Origin of the sequence: Paraburkholderia sediminicola (genome assembly GCF_046027355.1) — a bacterium.
Taxonomy (GTDB): Bacteria; Pseudomonadota; Gammaproteobacteria; order Burkholderiales; family Burkholderiaceae; genus Paraburkholderia; species Paraburkholderia sediminicola_B.
In genome coordinates, this window is the sequence record NZ_JAQQEK010000002.1 from 76239 (window position 1) to 90769 (window position 14531).

Consider the following 14531-nt stretch of genomic DNA (forward strand, 5'->3'; position numbering starts at 1 on the left):
AAGATGAAAAAGTGTGGGAAGACCATTATCGCTTTAGCCGTCGCGGAACTGCTTTACGTGTCACATGCATGGGCCGGTGAGTCGTTTCAGATTCTGGTGCCGGATGCGTTCGTGGGGACGAGTGGCACGATTCTGTATGGCGTCGCCGATGCCGGCCTGCAATACAGCCACGCCGGCAGCAAGGAAGTTCTAGGGATGGAAAGCGGAGCGGGGGCGACATCGCGATTCGGCTTTCTCGGTGTCGAGCAACTGGGCGGCGGCTTTTACGTGCGCTTTAACCTGGAGTCGGCCATCAAGCTGACGAACGGCACGGCGGGCAGCACCACGGCGCAGAACGAGAGTACGTTCTTCAGCCGGGAAGCGAATATCTCGCTCATTTCGAACGACTGGGGGCGTCTCAAGATGGGCCGTCAGTATCCGACCGAGCTCTCGCTCTCGCTCGACCCGTTCTATGGCGTCGGCGCGTTTTCTCCGTATGGCTCGTTGGCGGCGCTCAGTCTGGACCTCGGCGCGGCCGCGACGATCGGTGACTCCCGGATCAGCAATGCGGTCGCGTATATGACGCCGGTCATCGGCGGCTTTCAGTTCGAAGTGATGGGCGCGCCGCGCGGCGTCACGACGCCGGGCTATCCGGAAAGCTACTTTCAGGGCGCCCAACTGGAATACCTGAACGGGCCGCTGTATCTTGGCGTGTTCTACGATGTCATCCGCACGGACCCGACGGCGGCATTGCCTTCGGTGAAGAACAAGTGGCTGGGTGCCGGCGCGATGTACGACTTCGGCGGCGTTAAACTGTCGTATGAGTTCAATATGACGGTCCCGGATTACGCGCACTATTGCGTTGCCACGACGCACATGATCGGCGTGAATGCGCGCCAGGGAACCAACGACGTCAAGTTCTCCGCCGTCTATCGCAATGTCTCGGGCAGGCCTGCATCGAATTCATTGGCACTTGGGCTCGGTTACGACTACAACCTGTCGAAAGTGACGGCGCTCTATGTGCGCCTTGGCTATGTCGTCAACCAGAAGAATGCGATCGCCACGTTGGCGAATGGCTCGTTGAGCCAACCGGGCGACGATCAAAGCGTGGTGGCGATCGGTATCCGCAAGCGCTTCTGAGCGAGCCGCGAGCGTTCTGAACAGCGGCTCGCCTCACGCGTTGGCGTGAGGCGAGCCATGCAATCGAGCGATTGAACGCAAAGCGACGTCAGGCAACCACGGCTTGCGAGGCGGGTGCGGGTGCGCCCGCGGCGCGTGCCGGCGGCGGAGTGACGTCGCCGGGTATCGGACATTGGTACGGCTTCATGCCACGTTTGCGATGCAGTTCTTCACGGGCGGCGCGCAAGGTCCCGGGTTGTCCCGCGAGGTCGATGCCGGTGGCGGCAAGCGTCTTGGCGGCGAGCAGCATGCCCTTGTGAGCCAGCGAAAGCTTGCCTTGCGAAACCATCTGCCATGAATGAAAGCCCGTACCCCATGCATAGCAGGCTGTCAGGCATTGCGTCGTCGGCGCCGCCCAGCTCACGTCGCCGACGTCCGTCGAGCCCGTCACGGGGCGCTCTGCGTCCGGGCGATACGGCAGGATCTCGGGAATGATCGGGCGAGGATCGCGCAGCGCCGCCGCGAAATGCCGCGACGCATTCGCAAGATCGTCCGGGTTGATGGTCTTCTGAATCTCCGCCGCGAAAGCGACTTCGTCCGCCGTCACGTTCATGCTGCCGATGGCTTGCATGTTCCGGTCCAGCACCGTGTCGAGCGTGTCGTTGTGCAGCACGTTGGAGCAGGCCTTGTCGAACGCCATCTCGACGCGCGTGCCGGTCATCAGTGCGGCGCCCTCGGCGATCTGCTTCACGCGCTCGAACAGTTCGATCGCTTCGGGGCTCGTTCGCGCGCGGATCGTATAAAGCGTCTCGGCAAGGGCCGGCACGACATTCGTCGATATGCCGCCGGAGTTGATGTAGGCGAAATGGACGCGAGCCTGATCGGGCATGTGCTCGCGCAGATAGTTGACGCCGATATTCATCAGCTCCGCTGCATCGAGTGCACTGCGGCCCAGGTGCGGCGCGAGAGCGGCATGGGATGCCTTGCCATGAAAGCGGAAATACGCCTGAACGTTGGCCAGCGTCGCGTTCATGAAGACGGAGTTGGCCACCGACGGATGCCAGCACAACGCGACATCCAGATCGTCGAAGAGACCGGCGCGGGCCATGAAGGTCTTGCCCGCCGCAGCTTCTTCCGCGGGGCAGCCGTAGAAGCGAACGGTGGCCTCGATGCCATGCGCCGCGAAGTAGTCGCGCGCCACGACGGCGGCCAGATGCGATGCGGTGCCGAGCAAATGGTGGCCGCAGCCGTGGCCGTTGCCGTTCGCCGCGTCCGCGGCGGGCCGGCACGCCGTGGCGCCGCTCTCCTGGTTCAGGCCCGCGAGCGCGTCGTATTCGCCGAGAAAGCCGATCACGGGGCCGCCGCTGCCGGCTTGCGCCATGAACGCCGTCGGCATGCCGGCGACGCCACGCGTGACGATGAAGCCGGCCGCCTCGATCGCTGACGCGTGTCGTTCGGCCGATTCGAATTCGGCATAGCGCATTTCGGCAAGTGACCAGATGTCGTTGGCCAGCGCGATGTAGTCGTCCTTCTTCGACTCGACGAGTTCCACCACCTTTGCAATATGTTTCACTACGGCTCCTGGCGTTGTTGCACGCGCCCACAGCACATGCGATGAAGGAAAAGACGGGTTGTCGACGCCGCCTTTTTTCTAGCGTATTGCGTGATGGTGACAAGCGGAAGGACGATTCCGGTGGCGCTGTTCACTTTTGGTTGCGCATCGAGCGATCGGCTCGTGACATGACTGGCGTGGCGTATCGGCAGGGCACAGAGGAGTGTTGCTCACGATGTGATGTATCGCGTGCGTGACGGCGCGCAGTGAACTTCGACTTCAGCCGCGCGATGGCGCGTGAGGATCGCCGAATCGAACGTGATCGCCCACGATCACACGATGAAGGACGTCCGCTCCAACCGGCGCCGTGCGATGCAGGCCGGTCACACGGACCGCGAGGCGCTTCGCCGATGTACGCTGGCAGCGGCCTTCGCCTCGCTATGCAAGAGTTGCGCCATCGCTTACTTTTCATCAGGAATTTTGGCGCTGGTTTGACAGTATTCATGCCGAATATCACTATTTTTTACGCGGACGGCAGGGGCCGTCGGCATTTCGAATAAACGGGAGACAGTTTGTGTCGCAACTTTCCGCTGGTACCCAGGCCGCGTCCGTGAGGCGATCCGAGGTTCACGCTTCGCCCTCCATGCGCGACGTCGTGGCAGTTGTCGCCGGCAACGCGCTGGAGTTCTACGATTTCACTGTCTACGCATTTTTCTCGGTATTCATCGGCCGTGCGTTCTTTCCGTCGTTCTCGCCGGCGACACAAGTTATCGCGTCCGTGGCCGTGTTCGGCGTCGGCTTCGTCGCGCGTCCGCTCGGCGGAGTGGTTATCGGCGCATATGCCGACCGGCGCGGGCGCAAAGCGGCGCTGACGCTGACGTTTGGCCTGATGGGCCTGGGCACCGCGATCATCGCGTTCACGCCGACCTATGCGCACATCGGCGTCTTCGCGCCCCTGCTCGTTGTCGTCGGGCGTCTGCTGCAAGGACTTTCGGCCGGGGGCGAAGCCGGACCCGCCACGTCCTATCTGCTCGAGACCGCGGCGGCGGGGCGCCGCGGTCTCTATACGAGTTGGCAACTGGCGACGCAGGGCATCGCCGCGCTGATGGGCGGACTGGTCGGCTATACCGTGTCGTCGGTGTTGTCTGCCGAAGCGCTGAGTGCATGGGGTTGGCGCATTCCGTTCATGCTCGGGCTGCTGATCGCGCCACTCGGCATCTACATCCGCAGCCGGCTGCGTGAGACGCTTAGCGCCGAACACGCGGTGAAGAGCAATCGCGAGCTGCTGCGCGGCATCGTCGATGCGCACCTGTCCGAACTGGTGCTCGCCTGTTGCGTGCTGATCGGCCCGACCATCACCGTGTATGTGGTGGGCCACTACATGACCACGTATGGCATCCGCGTGCTGCATCTGCCGACTTCGACGTCGATGCTCGTCGGCTTTGTCACGGGCGGCGTCGGTATCTTCGCGTCCCTGAGCGCGGGGATGTATTTCGACCGCTTTCCGCGCAGCCGTTTGCTGGTCGTGCCGCAGTTCCTGTCGATTCTCGCGGTGCTGCCCATGTTCGCATGGGTGCTGCACGCGGGCACTGGCAGCGTCTTTCTCGGGATGGTCGCGTTTCTGACCTTGCTGCGCGTGCTGATGTCGCCGTTCCACCTGTGCGTCATTCCTGAAATTTTTCCGCAGGCGGTGCGCAGCACCTGCGTGTCGATCTGCTACAGCGTGCCGACGACGATTTTCGGCGGCACGGCGCAATTGGTGGTGGCGTGGCTGGCGACGATCACGCCCAACCCGATGGCGCCTGCGTGGTACTTGCTAGGGGCCAACGTCATCTCGTTCGCCGCCGTGTTCGTGCTCGATCGGCGTCGCCGCGCGCGGCTCGCTGACGGCGCTTCGCAGTAGTCGCAGGTTGGATGGGAGCGGGGGTCGGGCAGCGCCGATATGCGCTTTGCCGCGGTGGGCTCACCCGACTACTTTGCGCGCCATGAGGCGCCGAAGACACCGCACGATCTGGCGAAACACCGGTGCATCCGGTTCTGTTTCGAAAGTATCGAGGTCCGATTGCTCGACAAGCGCAGCCGAATCGCGTGTCTGTGTTCATATCGACACGCAATCCTGTTTTCGATTTTGGCTCTGACTCGATGTGCGCATGAAGCAATAATCGGCCGGGGTGCACTAAAACAGATCCTCATGCCGGCAATTGACGAGAATTTCCGCGACGCTCGCGGAGTTCGGCATCTCGATTGTATTGGCGACCAACCGTGCGATGTCCTCGGGCTGTGTCATCGCTTCCGGCTCGAGATCCGCGATGCCGGCGGGCATTTCCGTGTTGACGAATCCGGGGCATATCGCCGTCGCACGCAAGCCATCGTCCCAGCCAGCACGCCGTACGGCATGAGTCAGTGCTACCGCGGCATACTTCGACATCTGATAGCCCGCGTTGAGGTTCTCCACGCGCTTGCCGGATAGCGACGCAATCTGCACGACACGAGCACCGCCCGCACGGCGCAAATGCGGCAGCGCAGCCTGAATCAGCCGGAACGGCGCTTTCACGTTGATGTCGAGCGTTTCTTCGAGCAGTTCGTCTGTGCCGTCTTCCAGGCCGATGTGCTTGCAGATGCCCGCATTGCTGACCAGCACGTCGATACGGTCGAAGCGTTCGACCGTCGCCTCGACCCAGCGGCGGCCGGCGTTCGTGTCGCGCGCTTCGTATGGAAACGCGAACGCATCGAAGCGACCGATGAGCGTCGACGGATCGCGCACGCCCAGCGACAGCATATAGCCGCGTCGCGACAACTCGGTCGCGATTGCCAGCCCAATGCCGCGACTCGCGCCGGAAATCATGGCTACATTCCGCTTGTTGTCACAGATGGACGTGAACCGGAGCGCCGACTTTCACACGGTCCTGGAACGGAGAAAAGCATGGGTCACCGAGGTCAACCAGACCCCGATGTACGACTATAAGTTCGAGCAACCCGGCGTGGGGCGTTCAGATGGCGATCAATCGCTCTATACAGGAGACGTCGTCAAGCAACTGTGTCAACTCCTGCCGAAGGACGCAAACGTTGTCGTGGATTCCGGCGCCCACCGGATATTCATGGCTCATTACTGGCTCTCGTCGGGCATTGGCAACTACTTTTCATCCAGCTCCCTTGCACCCATGGGTTGGGCAGTCGCCGCCGGGATTGGTATCAAGCTTGCGGCCCCGGAGCAACCATGTGTCGTAGTGACCGGAGACGGGTGCATGCTGATGCACGGAATGTAGATCCAGACCGCAGCCCGATACGGGGTAAAGATGCTTTATGTCGTGTTGAATAATTCTGCACATGGCGCGGTCCATATCGACGCGATCAGTAATGGCTCCATTCCGGAGCAGTTCAGCAAGCTCCCGAGCCATGATTGGGCTGCCTTGGCCGCTTCGCTCGGTGTCGCGGCGCGCAGGGTCGGGCGCCTCGATGACCTGGCAGATGCGCTGAGCGAGGCGTCCCGACTTAACGGTCCATTCCTGATCGAAGTATTGACCGGAGTCTTTCCGGCACCGAACCGGTACTACGCGGAATGCGCGGCTTGTCCGTGAAAACGTGCGCCGGACTCTGCTGTGATAGGGCGTACTGGTTAGAGGCCAACTCAATAGCCGTTGACCTCACCCGCCGGGTTCGACACGTGTAAGGCAGGCGACTGGCAATTCGCATTCGCAATATCGGCAGGATGGCCGGAGGACTCTGACATGACCGATGCCCCGCCATCCGCGGCCGCCTGTAGCAGATTGGACGAACGGTGCGCTAAACGGAACTGAAGAAGGGTTTGACGAGAACTCGGATAATCGGATTGTGCAATGCCACGCTGCCGGGCGGGAAGTAAGACGGGACATCGAGCCCGCCGAAGTTGTAACGCGAACCTCGCACGGATCAGTCGCGCTCGTTTCGATAGTCTGCCCACAGAAACAGCACGGCCCCCACGCTAGTTCCATCATTTTCCTCTTACGAGATTCGATCTACGCGGAGACCCGTTTTGCGTCTGGACAGGATGTTTGATTGTCCACGATTTCCACCGCATGGTCGACCGGCCGTTTGTGGCCGGACGCCGCCTAGTGGGCGGCTTGAGCCGATCGTCCTCGGCGGCACTGCCTTGCTTGTAGCAGATTTGAATTCTTGACCGAATCGGTGACGAGCGTGCCCGCTCCGCCAGTCGATGTCAGAATCGCCACCCGTCGCCCGGAGAGCTTGCGGCGCGTAGCGAGCGCATGAGGAATATCGAGCAAATCGGAAAACGTCTGGGCACAAATGACGCCAACCTGGCTGAAGAGCGCGTCATACATGCGGTCGGAGCCTGCCAGTGCGCCCGTATGCGAGACCGCCGAACGTGCACCTGATTCGGAACGCCCAATCTTGAACACCACGACCGGCTTGCCTGTCGCCGCCGCCCGTAACGCTGCGCGACGGAATCGATCGGGCTGACGCAGCCCTTCCATGTAGAGCGCGATAACAGAAGTCGAATCGTCGCGCACCGACCGACCAGTCTTCGACGTTGTCGCCAACCTCCGTGATCTCTCCCGCCATATCCAGACCGATGACCACAGGCAGCGGCACCTTGATGCCCGGCATGCCCTTCACCGTAAAGACGTCGTGATAGTTGAAAGACGACGCGCGCACGCGGATCGTCGAAAATGCGCGGTCGCTGCGCGTCGAGTTGAAGCGTTATTTGCGTGCGACGGTGCGGCGTCTGCAGGATCCGCTGTGGCGCAGCATCCTGCGTTCGCTGGCCGCGGAAGGTCAGTACGACGCGACGACGGCGCAGCTATTGCGGGAGCAGGTGGTGGTGCCGCGCCGCGCGTCGGGTCTCGCGCTGCTTCGGCATGCGGAGGCGCTCGGAGAAATACCGGCGGGTCTCGATCACGAGATCGTCCTCGACGTGCTGTTCGGGCCGGTGTGGTATCGCCTGCTGTTCGAGCACGCTCCGCTCGACGAAGCGTTCGCCGACCGCCTGCTCAAGCAGGTCGACGGCATGCTCTTTCCGAAAGGTTTTGCGAAGGCCAAGGTGGCAATCAGGGAGCCGAAGACCCGCTAGCGGCGGCCTTCGAACGCCTCCGCCTGCTCGATGAGCCACGCGGCGAGCTTTTGGACGCGCGGCCGCTCGCTCGATCGGTTGCTGCTGAGCAGTGTGTAGCGATACGCGCCTTGGACCGGTGGCGCGCAGACCATTTCGAGCCGGCCTTGCATAACAAGATCCTGGATTAGCACGTCCGACTGCAGAGCCACGCCCTGACCGGCGACGGCCGCCTCGACCGTCAGATACGAATGGGAAAAGTGCAGGCCCGCCAGCACTTTCTGGCTCGGCACGCTGATGCCGCGCAGCGCGAACCAGCGCGCCCAGCTCATCTGCTCGGGAATGCGCGCCTCGTATTCGTCGTGCAGCAGCGACATCCTGAGCACATCGTCCGGCGCGACGGGGCGGCCGACGCTATCTAGCAGAGCGGGACTCGCAACCGCGACGAACTGCTCCGCGAACAGCGGTGTGGAAACCAGCTCGGCATACGGCCCACCGCCGAGCCGGATCGCGAGATCGACGTGATCGCGCGCGAAATCGACTGGCGGCACGGACGCCAGCACACGCACGTCGACGTTCGGATGGTCGCGGCGAAATTCCGCCAGACGCGGCATCAGCCATCGCGTCACGAACGACGGCAGCGCGCTGATCGTCACGCCTTCGTCGTCGGACCAGCGGCGCACTTCCGTCGATGCGCGCTCGAGTTCGTCGAGCAGCGTTCCCACCTGCGCGCAGTAGGCGCGCCCCACATCCGTCAGTTCGACGTGACGCGCGCGCCGCACGAATAGCGCCGCGCCGAGCCATTCCTCGAGTAGCTTGATCTGATGTGCGACGGCGCCAGGCGTCACGCACAGTTCGTCGGCCGCTCGTGCGAATCCGCCCAGACGCGCGGCGGCCTCGAAGGCGCGGATCGAAAGCAAAGGAGGGAGATGTCGGGGCATCGAGCGTGAATCTGGTTGGGTGTCGGGCGCAAAAGCTTTGGTTTGTCGTCTCTTACGGGCTTTTTTATATTGTGCAGACCTTCGCTACCCGACTCAACCATTCCAGAGGCCACATGGACCTGCAGATTCACGCTTCGGCCACGACGAGTGTGCCGCCCGCATTCAGAAAAATATTGGTGCCATGGTCCGTTCAGGGCCAACTCCAGCCGCCGATCATCACGCACGCCAAAGGCTCGTATTTTTTCGATCGTGATGGAAAACGCTATCTGGATCTGACGAGCGGCTACGTTGCCGTGTCGCTTGGGCACGGTCATCCGAAAGTCGTGAAAGCGATTCAGGACCAGGCGGAACGGCTGTGCTGGGTCGCGTCGAGTTACTTCAACGACGTGCGCGCCGAATATGCGGAACTGCTCAACACGATCTCGCCGTGGCGCGAAGGCTTGCGCGTTCACTATGCGTGCGGCGGCGCGGAGGCCAACGACGATGCCGTCAAGATCGCGCGGCTCGTCACCCAGCGATCGAAAATCCTCACGGCTTACCGCTCGTATCACGGCGGCACGCTCGGCGCAAGCTCGCTGACGGGCGTCGACCGCTGGCGCGATCCGACGCCGGCCATGCCGGGCAGCGTGAAGTTCTTCACACCGAATCCGTATCGCAGTCCGTTTTTCACGCGCGATCCCCGCGAGGAGACCGACCGCGCGATCGAGCATCTGAAGCAGGTGCTATCGCACGAAGGCGCGCAGAACGTGGCCGCAATCCTGATGGAGGCCGTGACGGGCTCAAGCGGGATCGTCGTCTATCCAGACGGTTATTTGCAACGCGTGCGGGAGCTGTGCGACCAGCATGACATTCTGCTGATCTTCGACGAGATTATGACGGGCTTCGGCCGCACCGGGGCGCCGTTCGCGGCGACGCGCCTAGGCGTCGCGCCGGACATGATGTCGTTCGCAAAGGGCGCGAGTTCGTCTTACACGCCGCTTGGCGGCGTACTGGTGCGCGAGACGGTCGCGAGTCACTTCGACGATCGCCTGTTCGACGTCGGGCACACGCATGCGGGCCATGTCCTCGCGGTCGCGGGCGGTCTCGCGGCGCTTAAGGTCTATCTCGAGGAAGGCCTGTTCGAGCGAGGCCTGGAAATCGAGCAATGGTTGCGCGAGGGGTTGGGCGAACTCAAACGCCGGCATCCGGTGATCGGCGATGTGCGCGGGATCGGCGCGCAATTCGGCATCGAACTGGTCCGCGACGCCACATCGCGCGAGCCGCTCGTCGAGTGGCATCACCCTGGCGGCTCCGTTCCGATGAAAGCGTTCTATGGCGAGCTGCTGCGGCGCGGCGTGCATGCGTACGGACGCTACAACGTCGTGATCGTCACGCCTCCTCTGACGATCTCGCGCGGCGAATTGCAGGAAGGTTTTGACGCGCTCGACGCAGCGCTGACGGTCATGGAGGCGAGCCTGTGAGCAACACTGCAGAGCCGCTTGCACGACGTGTAGCCGATCGCGAGTCTCGCGCTTCCGGAGCCACTGCGCGACTCGAAGACTACATCGGCAAGCGGCGTCTTCCTGCGCGGATCCTGCAGCTGCCCGCGCCGATGCCGAGCGTTGCCGCCGCTGCGCGGCAGATGCAGGTGGCACCCGCATCGATCGCGAAGACGCTCGTATTCACCGATGGCGACGCGATCGTCGTCGCCGTCGCGCCAGGCGACCGGCGCGTGCTGCCGCAGCGGCTCGCCGCGAGCGTTGGTATGGACGCGCTGCACATGGCACGTCGCGACGACGTGCTGTGTCGCACCGGCTATTTGGCCGGCGCGGTCGCGCCGGTCGCGTTCCTGCACGCGGTGCACGTGGTGGTCGACCGTGCGCTGCTTGCGCATCAGCGCGTGCTGGCGGGCGCGGGCGAGTACGACCTGCTGCTCGACATCGCGGTGAACGACATCGTCGCGTGCAACCGTGCCGTCATCGCCCCGATCACCCAAAAAATGGAGACATGACCGATGAAATACGAAGACATCCTCTTCGAAGTGCGCGATCGGGTCGCGCATATCCGCATCAACCGGCCGGACGTGATGAACGCCTTCCGCGCGCAGACTGTCGACGAACTGATTCACGCGATCGGCGAGGCCGGATGGAATCGCGAAATCGGAGCGATCGTCCTTGGCGGCGCGGGCGATCGCGCGTTCTGCACCGGCGGCGATCAGACCGGCCACACCGACGGCGGCTACGGCGGTCGCGGCACGATCGGACTGGCGATCGAGCAGTTGCAAACGACAATCCGTGACGTGCCGAAGGTGGTGATCGCGCGCGTGCAGGGCTACGCGATTGGTGGCGGCAACGTCCTCGTGACCGTCTGTGATCTGGCTGTCGCGAGCGAGAGGGCGATCTTCGGTCAGGTCGGGCCGAAAGTCGGATCGGTCGATCCGGGCTTCGGGACCGCGCTGCTCGCGCGGGTCGTCGGCGAGAAGCGCGCCCGTGAGATGTGGTTCACCTGCCGACGCTATACGGCCGAGCAGGCGCTGTCGATGGGGCTCATCAACACGGTCGTCGGCCATGAAATGCTCGATAACGAAATCGATCGTCTGTGCGCGGAGATCGTCGAAATGAGTCCGACAACACTCGCGATCGCCAAGCAGTCGTTCAATGCCGATTCCGAATCCATTCGCGCGATCGGTGCGCTGGGCTTTCAGTCGCTCGCGTTGTTCTACGACACGGCGGAGTCGAAGGAAGGTGTCAACGCGTTCCTCGAAAAGCGTACACCGGCGTTTCGCGCGCCGAAAGGCGCGAGGTGAACATGGCTGCTTCCGCATGCTGGTATCCGGACGATTCGGTCATCGCGTCCGCGCGTCTCGGTTCGATGATGCGCAGGCTCGCCGTCGCGGACTTCGATGCGCTCTACGATGTATCGATCGGCGACGCCGCGTCGTACTGGTCCGCCGTCGCCGACGATCTCGGCTGGCATTGGCGAACCCCTTGGCGCGAGTTTCGTCGCGATCCGCGCGGCGCGCAGTTCGCGGAGTTCTTCGTCGGCGCCGAGCTGAACTGGGTCGACAACGTGCTCGCCCAGGCGCGTTCGAACCTGCGCCGCGATTCGATCGCCATCGTCGGCGAGAACGAGGACGGCGAGATCCGCGACGTCACCTACGGCGCGTTGACGCAGATGACGATGCGTGCGGCCGGCGGGCTGCGCGCATGCGGCATCGGCGTGGGCGATCGCGTCGGCCTGATGTTGCCGCAGGGCATCGAGGCAGCGGTCGCGCTGATGGCGTTGTCGGCGCTCGGCGCGATCGTCGTGCCGCTCTTCAGCGGATTCGGCGCCGACGCCGTGTCGGACCGGCTCGCGGCGTGCGACGCGAAGGGGTTGATCGTCGCCGGCGCGTTTTCGCGGCGCGGACGCAAGATGGACACGGCTGGCCTGGTGGCAGCTTGCCGGTCGAGAGTTCCGACGCTGGACGCCGTGGTCGTCGTCGGCAATGGAGGCGATCAAACGCGGCAAGAGGCCTGCGCATGGGGAACGCTGCTCGATGCCGAGCCGCTCGACGCGCCGGTGTCGGTCGCCGCAAACCATCCGTTCATGGTGCTGTTCACGTCGGGCACGACGGGCAAGCCAAAAGGCACCGTACACACGCACGCCGGCTTTCCGCTTAAGGTGGTGCACGACGCAGCTTATCTATTCGATCTGCGTGAAGGCGAGCGCTGGTTCTGGCCCAGCGACATGGGCTGGGTCGTCGGCCCGCTGACGACGATCGCCGCGCTGAGTCTCGGCGCGACGCTCGTGTGCTATGACGGCGCGCCCGACGTGCCCGACTGGCGACGCATTCCCGATCTGCTCGCGCGTCTCGCGGTCACGCACTTCGGCGCGAGTCCGACGCTGATTCGTGCGATGGCCGCCGCGTCCGTTCGACCCGTCGACGCTGCCAGCCTACGCATCCTGATTTCCGCCGGCGAGGTGCTCGACGCCGAGCATTTCGACTGGTTCTTCCGGACATTCGGACACGCCCGGCTGCCGATCATCAATTACACGGGCGGCACGGAAGCGTCCGGCGCACTTCTGAGCAATGTCGTGCTGCGGCCGATCACACCATCCGGATTCAACGCTGTGTCACCAGGGATCGAGGCGGCGGTGATCGACGAGAAGGGCGAACCGATCGCCGGGCAAGTCGGCGAACTGGCGCTGCGCGCGCCGTTCATCGGCATGACGCGCAGCTTCTGGCGTGACGACGAACGATATCTGGAGAGCTACTGGCGCCAGCATGCCGGTCTCTGGACGCACGGCGATCTCGCGATCCACGATCACGATGGCCAGATGTATCTGCTCGGTCGATCCGACGATACGTTGAAGATCGCGGGCAAGCGGCTCGGACCGGCCGAGGTCGAAGCCGCCGTGCTCGATCGCGGTGTGGCGGTCAAGGAGGTCGCCGCCGTCGGCGTGCCCGACCCGGTCAAGGGTCAGCAGCTGGTGCTGTGCGTCGTGCCTCTCGCGGGACACGCGATCGAGACGCTGGCCAACGACATCGCGGACCACGTGGCCAATGCGCTCGGCAAGGCGTTTCGCCCACAGCACGTGCTGTTTGTCGACGCGCTGCCGAGGACGCGCAACGCCAAGGTGATGCGTCGCGTGATCCGGCAGATTCTCGGCGGTCTGCCGACGGGCGATCTGTCCTCGCTGGAAAATCCGGGCGCGGTGACGGCACTGCATGCGTTGCGCGGTCGAATCGCGGCATCGCTGTGAGCGGCACGGAGAACGCATGAAGACCATCACGCGATTGACTTTCGACATGGAACTCGACCGCCTGAGAGGCGCGGCATCGGCGAACGAGGAAGACGCCGGTTTGTGGCGCTGGTTCGCTGCGCTCGTTCAGGACTCGCGCATCCGGTGGTGCCGCGCGGGGGACAACTGGCTGGTGACCGTCGACCACAAGCATGTGGCGACGGTGTTCCTCTTCGATCTGGCACTGAGGATGGCGAAATCTTCGTGTGATCGGCAGGGGATGGCGTTGGGGTGAGCGGGATGTTCTCAGGCGACGCGGTACGATATTGGTCTTCCCTTGGAAATCGATATGCAGATATCATCGCGCCGGATTTTCAGTTTGACGTCACAGATAACTCGAAAGCCGAGGAACTCCTCGCAGAAGCCGCGCGTTTCGAGCGCGTAGTCGGATGACTGTGTCGATTGGCTTTCATCACTAATTCTCCAGGACCATTTTGTCGCCCGGCTTGATGGTCCCGCCAGTCAACACCTCTGCATAGATTCCGAGATCTCCATGGTTGACGTAGTCCTTGATCTGGAGCGGAAGGTTGATATCGCGCTCGCCAGTCGCGGGGTTCACACTCGTTGCTGCGCAGCGCTTGGTGCGTCTCACCACTTTGAGACGTGCGTCACCGATGCAGAAGTGGCGGTCGAGCCACTCCATCTCGGCCCACGCAGGAAGCCCGTCGAAATAGACGTTCGCGCGAAAACGCACGGGATCAAGTTCCATGCCAACTCGCTCACCCAAATCGCGGACGGTCGCAAGATTGATGAAGGAGATGCTGCGCATCAAGGCAACAGAGTGGACGCTGACGTCAGTGAACTGGTGCCCGGGCGCGTGAACGACCATCGGAGTTCCAGGAAGTGGCACCCCAAGGAAATCTCTCATAAAAGACGCAGCCGTCGCCTTCCCGGCGTCTGTGGCGAGATCGAAACGGGCGGTTGACCCATGGTGCTCGACTTCGAATTCGCTGGTCTCTGCAATCAGCCGGGTTTTCAACTGAGCCAGCCGTTCGTATTTGGCCAGCATCAAAAATTTCGTCTTCGGCTCGGGGGCGGGATTGCCCGGGTCGAACGCAAATGAACCGTCAGTAATGGCATATGCGCGGTCAAGCGGAAACCCTTGTGCCTCTTGCAAAAGCACGGATTG

12 protein-coding genes and 3 pseudogenes are annotated in these 14531 nt (G+C 63.1%); 9 read left to right on the forward strand and 6 right to left on the reverse strand.

The window, feature by feature from the left end:
• Nucleotides 1-3 precede the first annotated feature (3 nt).
• A complete protein-coding gene (locus tag PQR42_RS03560) occupies nt 4-1119 on the forward strand; it encodes a porin (RefSeq protein WP_408204870.1) in 1116 nt (371 codons plus the stop codon).
• An 88-nt stretch (nt 1120-1207) separates the two neighbouring features.
• Here PQR42_RS03560 and PQR42_RS03565 read toward each other — a convergent pair whose 3' ends face one another.
• A complete protein-coding gene (locus PQR42_RS03565) occupies nt 1208-2671 on the reverse strand; it encodes an amidohydrolase (RefSeq protein WP_408204871.1) in 1464 nt (487 codons plus the stop codon).
• Nucleotides 2672-3305: 634 nt separating this feature from the next.
• Between PQR42_RS03565 and PQR42_RS03570 the strand changes: the two genes are divergently transcribed.
• On the forward strand, nt 3306-4553 hold the full coding sequence (locus tag PQR42_RS03570) for an MFS transporter (RefSeq protein WP_408204873.1): 1248 nt from the start codon (nt 3306-3308) through the stop codon (nt 4551-4553).
• A 273-nt stretch (nt 4554-4826) separates the two neighbouring features.
• Here PQR42_RS03570 and PQR42_RS03575 read toward each other — a convergent pair whose 3' ends face one another.
• Nucleotides 4827-5495, reverse strand: coding sequence for an SDR family NAD(P)-dependent oxidoreductase (locus PQR42_RS03575; RefSeq protein ID WP_408382510.1), 669 nt, complete (start codon nt 5493-5495; stop codon nt 4827-4829).
• Between the two features lie 106 nt (nt 5496-5601).
• On the opposite strand from PQR42_RS03575, the pseudogene PQR42_RS03580 reads away from it, so the two are divergent.
• A pseudogene (locus PQR42_RS03580) lies at nt 5602-6228 on the forward strand (thiamine pyrophosphate-dependent enzyme).
• A gap of 576 nt (nt 6229-6804) precedes the next feature.
• On the opposite strand, the pseudogene PQR42_RS03585 reads toward PQR42_RS03580, so the two are convergent.
• Nucleotides 6805-7152: pseudogene (locus tag PQR42_RS03585) on the reverse strand (acetate--CoA ligase family protein); the annotation flags it as partial.
• Nucleotides 7142-7309, reverse strand: a pseudogene (locus PQR42_RS03590) (alcohol dehydrogenase catalytic domain-containing protein); the annotation flags it as partial. The pseudogenes PQR42_RS03585 and PQR42_RS03590, both read right to left, overlap by 11 nt.
• Between PQR42_RS03590 and PQR42_RS03595 the strand changes: the two are divergent.
• A complete protein-coding gene (locus PQR42_RS03595; RefSeq protein ID WP_494478181.1) occupies nt 7284-7718 on the forward strand; it encodes a TetR/AcrR family transcriptional regulator C-terminal ligand-binding domain-containing protein in 435 nt (144 codons plus the stop codon). The pseudogene PQR42_RS03590 and the gene PQR42_RS03595 overlap by 26 nt on opposite strands.
• Here PQR42_RS03595 and gcvA read toward each other — a convergent pair.
• Nucleotides 7715-8638: a transcriptional regulator GcvA gene (gcvA, locus tag PQR42_RS03600; RefSeq protein ID WP_408204876.1), complete on the reverse strand. Its 924-nt coding sequence runs from the start codon at nt 8636-8638 to the stop codon at nt 7715-7717. The genes PQR42_RS03595 and gcvA overlap by 4 nt on opposite strands.
• Before the next feature lie 113 nt (nt 8639-8751).
• Between gcvA and PQR42_RS03605 the strand changes: the two genes are divergently transcribed.
• From PQR42_RS03605 to PQR42_RS03625, 5 genes are all read left to right on the forward strand, one after another.
• Nucleotides 8752-10098, forward strand: coding sequence for an aminotransferase class III-fold pyridoxal phosphate-dependent enzyme (locus tag PQR42_RS03605; protein WP_408204877.1), 1347 nt, complete (start codon nt 8752-8754; stop codon nt 10096-10098).
• Nucleotides 10099-10229: 131 nt separating this feature from the next.
• Complete coding sequence (locus PQR42_RS03610) at nt 10230-10628, forward strand: aminoacyl-tRNA deacylase (RefSeq protein ID WP_408382513.1); 399 nt, start codon at nt 10230-10232, stop codon at nt 10626-10628.
• 3 nt (nt 10629-10631) lie between these two features.
• Entirely contained in the window at nt 10632-11423 is a 792-nt protein-coding gene (locus PQR42_RS03615; protein ID WP_408204879.1) for an enoyl-CoA hydratase-related protein, read from the forward strand.
• Nucleotides 11424-11425: 2 nt separating this feature from the next.
• Nucleotides 11426-13363 carry an AMP-binding protein gene (locus PQR42_RS03620; protein ID WP_408382514.1) on the forward strand — a complete coding sequence of 646 codons (1938 nt, stop codon included), beginning with the start codon at nt 11426-11428 and terminating at the stop codon, nt 13361-13363.
• A 16-nt stretch (nt 13364-13379) separates the two neighbouring features.
• Nucleotides 13380-13637, forward strand: a complete 258-nt coding sequence (locus PQR42_RS03625; protein WP_408204881.1) for a hypothetical protein — start codon at nt 13380-13382, stop codon at nt 13635-13637.
• A 180-nt stretch (nt 13638-13817) separates the two neighbouring features.
• Here PQR42_RS03625 and PQR42_RS03630 read toward each other — a convergent pair whose 3' ends face one another.
• Nucleotides 13818-14519, reverse strand: a complete 702-nt coding sequence (locus PQR42_RS03630; protein WP_408204882.1) for an MOSC domain-containing protein — start codon at nt 14517-14519, stop codon at nt 13818-13820.
• Nucleotides 14520-14531: the final 12 nt, after the last annotated feature.

What these genes read in the sequence shown, in the direction of transcription:
- PQR42_RS03615 (WP_408204879.1), top strand. Translation starts at nt 10,632, where the DNA reads ATGAAATACGAAGACATCCTCTTCGAAGTGCGCGATCGGGTCGCGCAT.
- PQR42_RS03620 (WP_408382514.1), top strand. Translation starts at nt 11,426, where the DNA reads ATGGCTGCTTCCGCATGCTGGTATCCGGACGATTCGGTCATCGCGTCC.
- PQR42_RS03575 (WP_408382510.1), bottom strand. Translation starts at nt 5,495, where the DNA reads ATGATTTCCGGCGCGAGTCGCGGCATTGGGCTGGCAATCGCGACCGAG.
- PQR42_RS03625 (WP_408204881.1), top strand. Translation starts at nt 13,380, where the DNA reads ATGAAGACCATCACGCGATTGACTTTCGACATGGAACTCGACCGCCTG.
- PQR42_RS03560 (WP_408204870.1), top strand. Translation starts at nt 4, where the DNA reads ATGAAAAAGTGTGGGAAGACCATTATCGCTTTAGCCGTCGCGGAACTG.
- PQR42_RS03610 (WP_408382513.1), top strand. Translation starts at nt 10,230, where the DNA reads ATGCCGAGCGTTGCCGCCGCTGCGCGGCAGATGCAGGTGGCACCCGCA.
- gcvA (WP_408204876.1), bottom strand. Translation starts at nt 8,638, where the DNA reads ATGCCCCGACATCTCCCTCCTTTGCTTTCGATCCGCGCCTTCGAGGCC.
- PQR42_RS03605 (WP_408204877.1), top strand. Translation starts at nt 8,752, where the DNA reads ATGGACCTGCAGATTCACGCTTCGGCCACGACGAGTGTGCCGCCCGCA.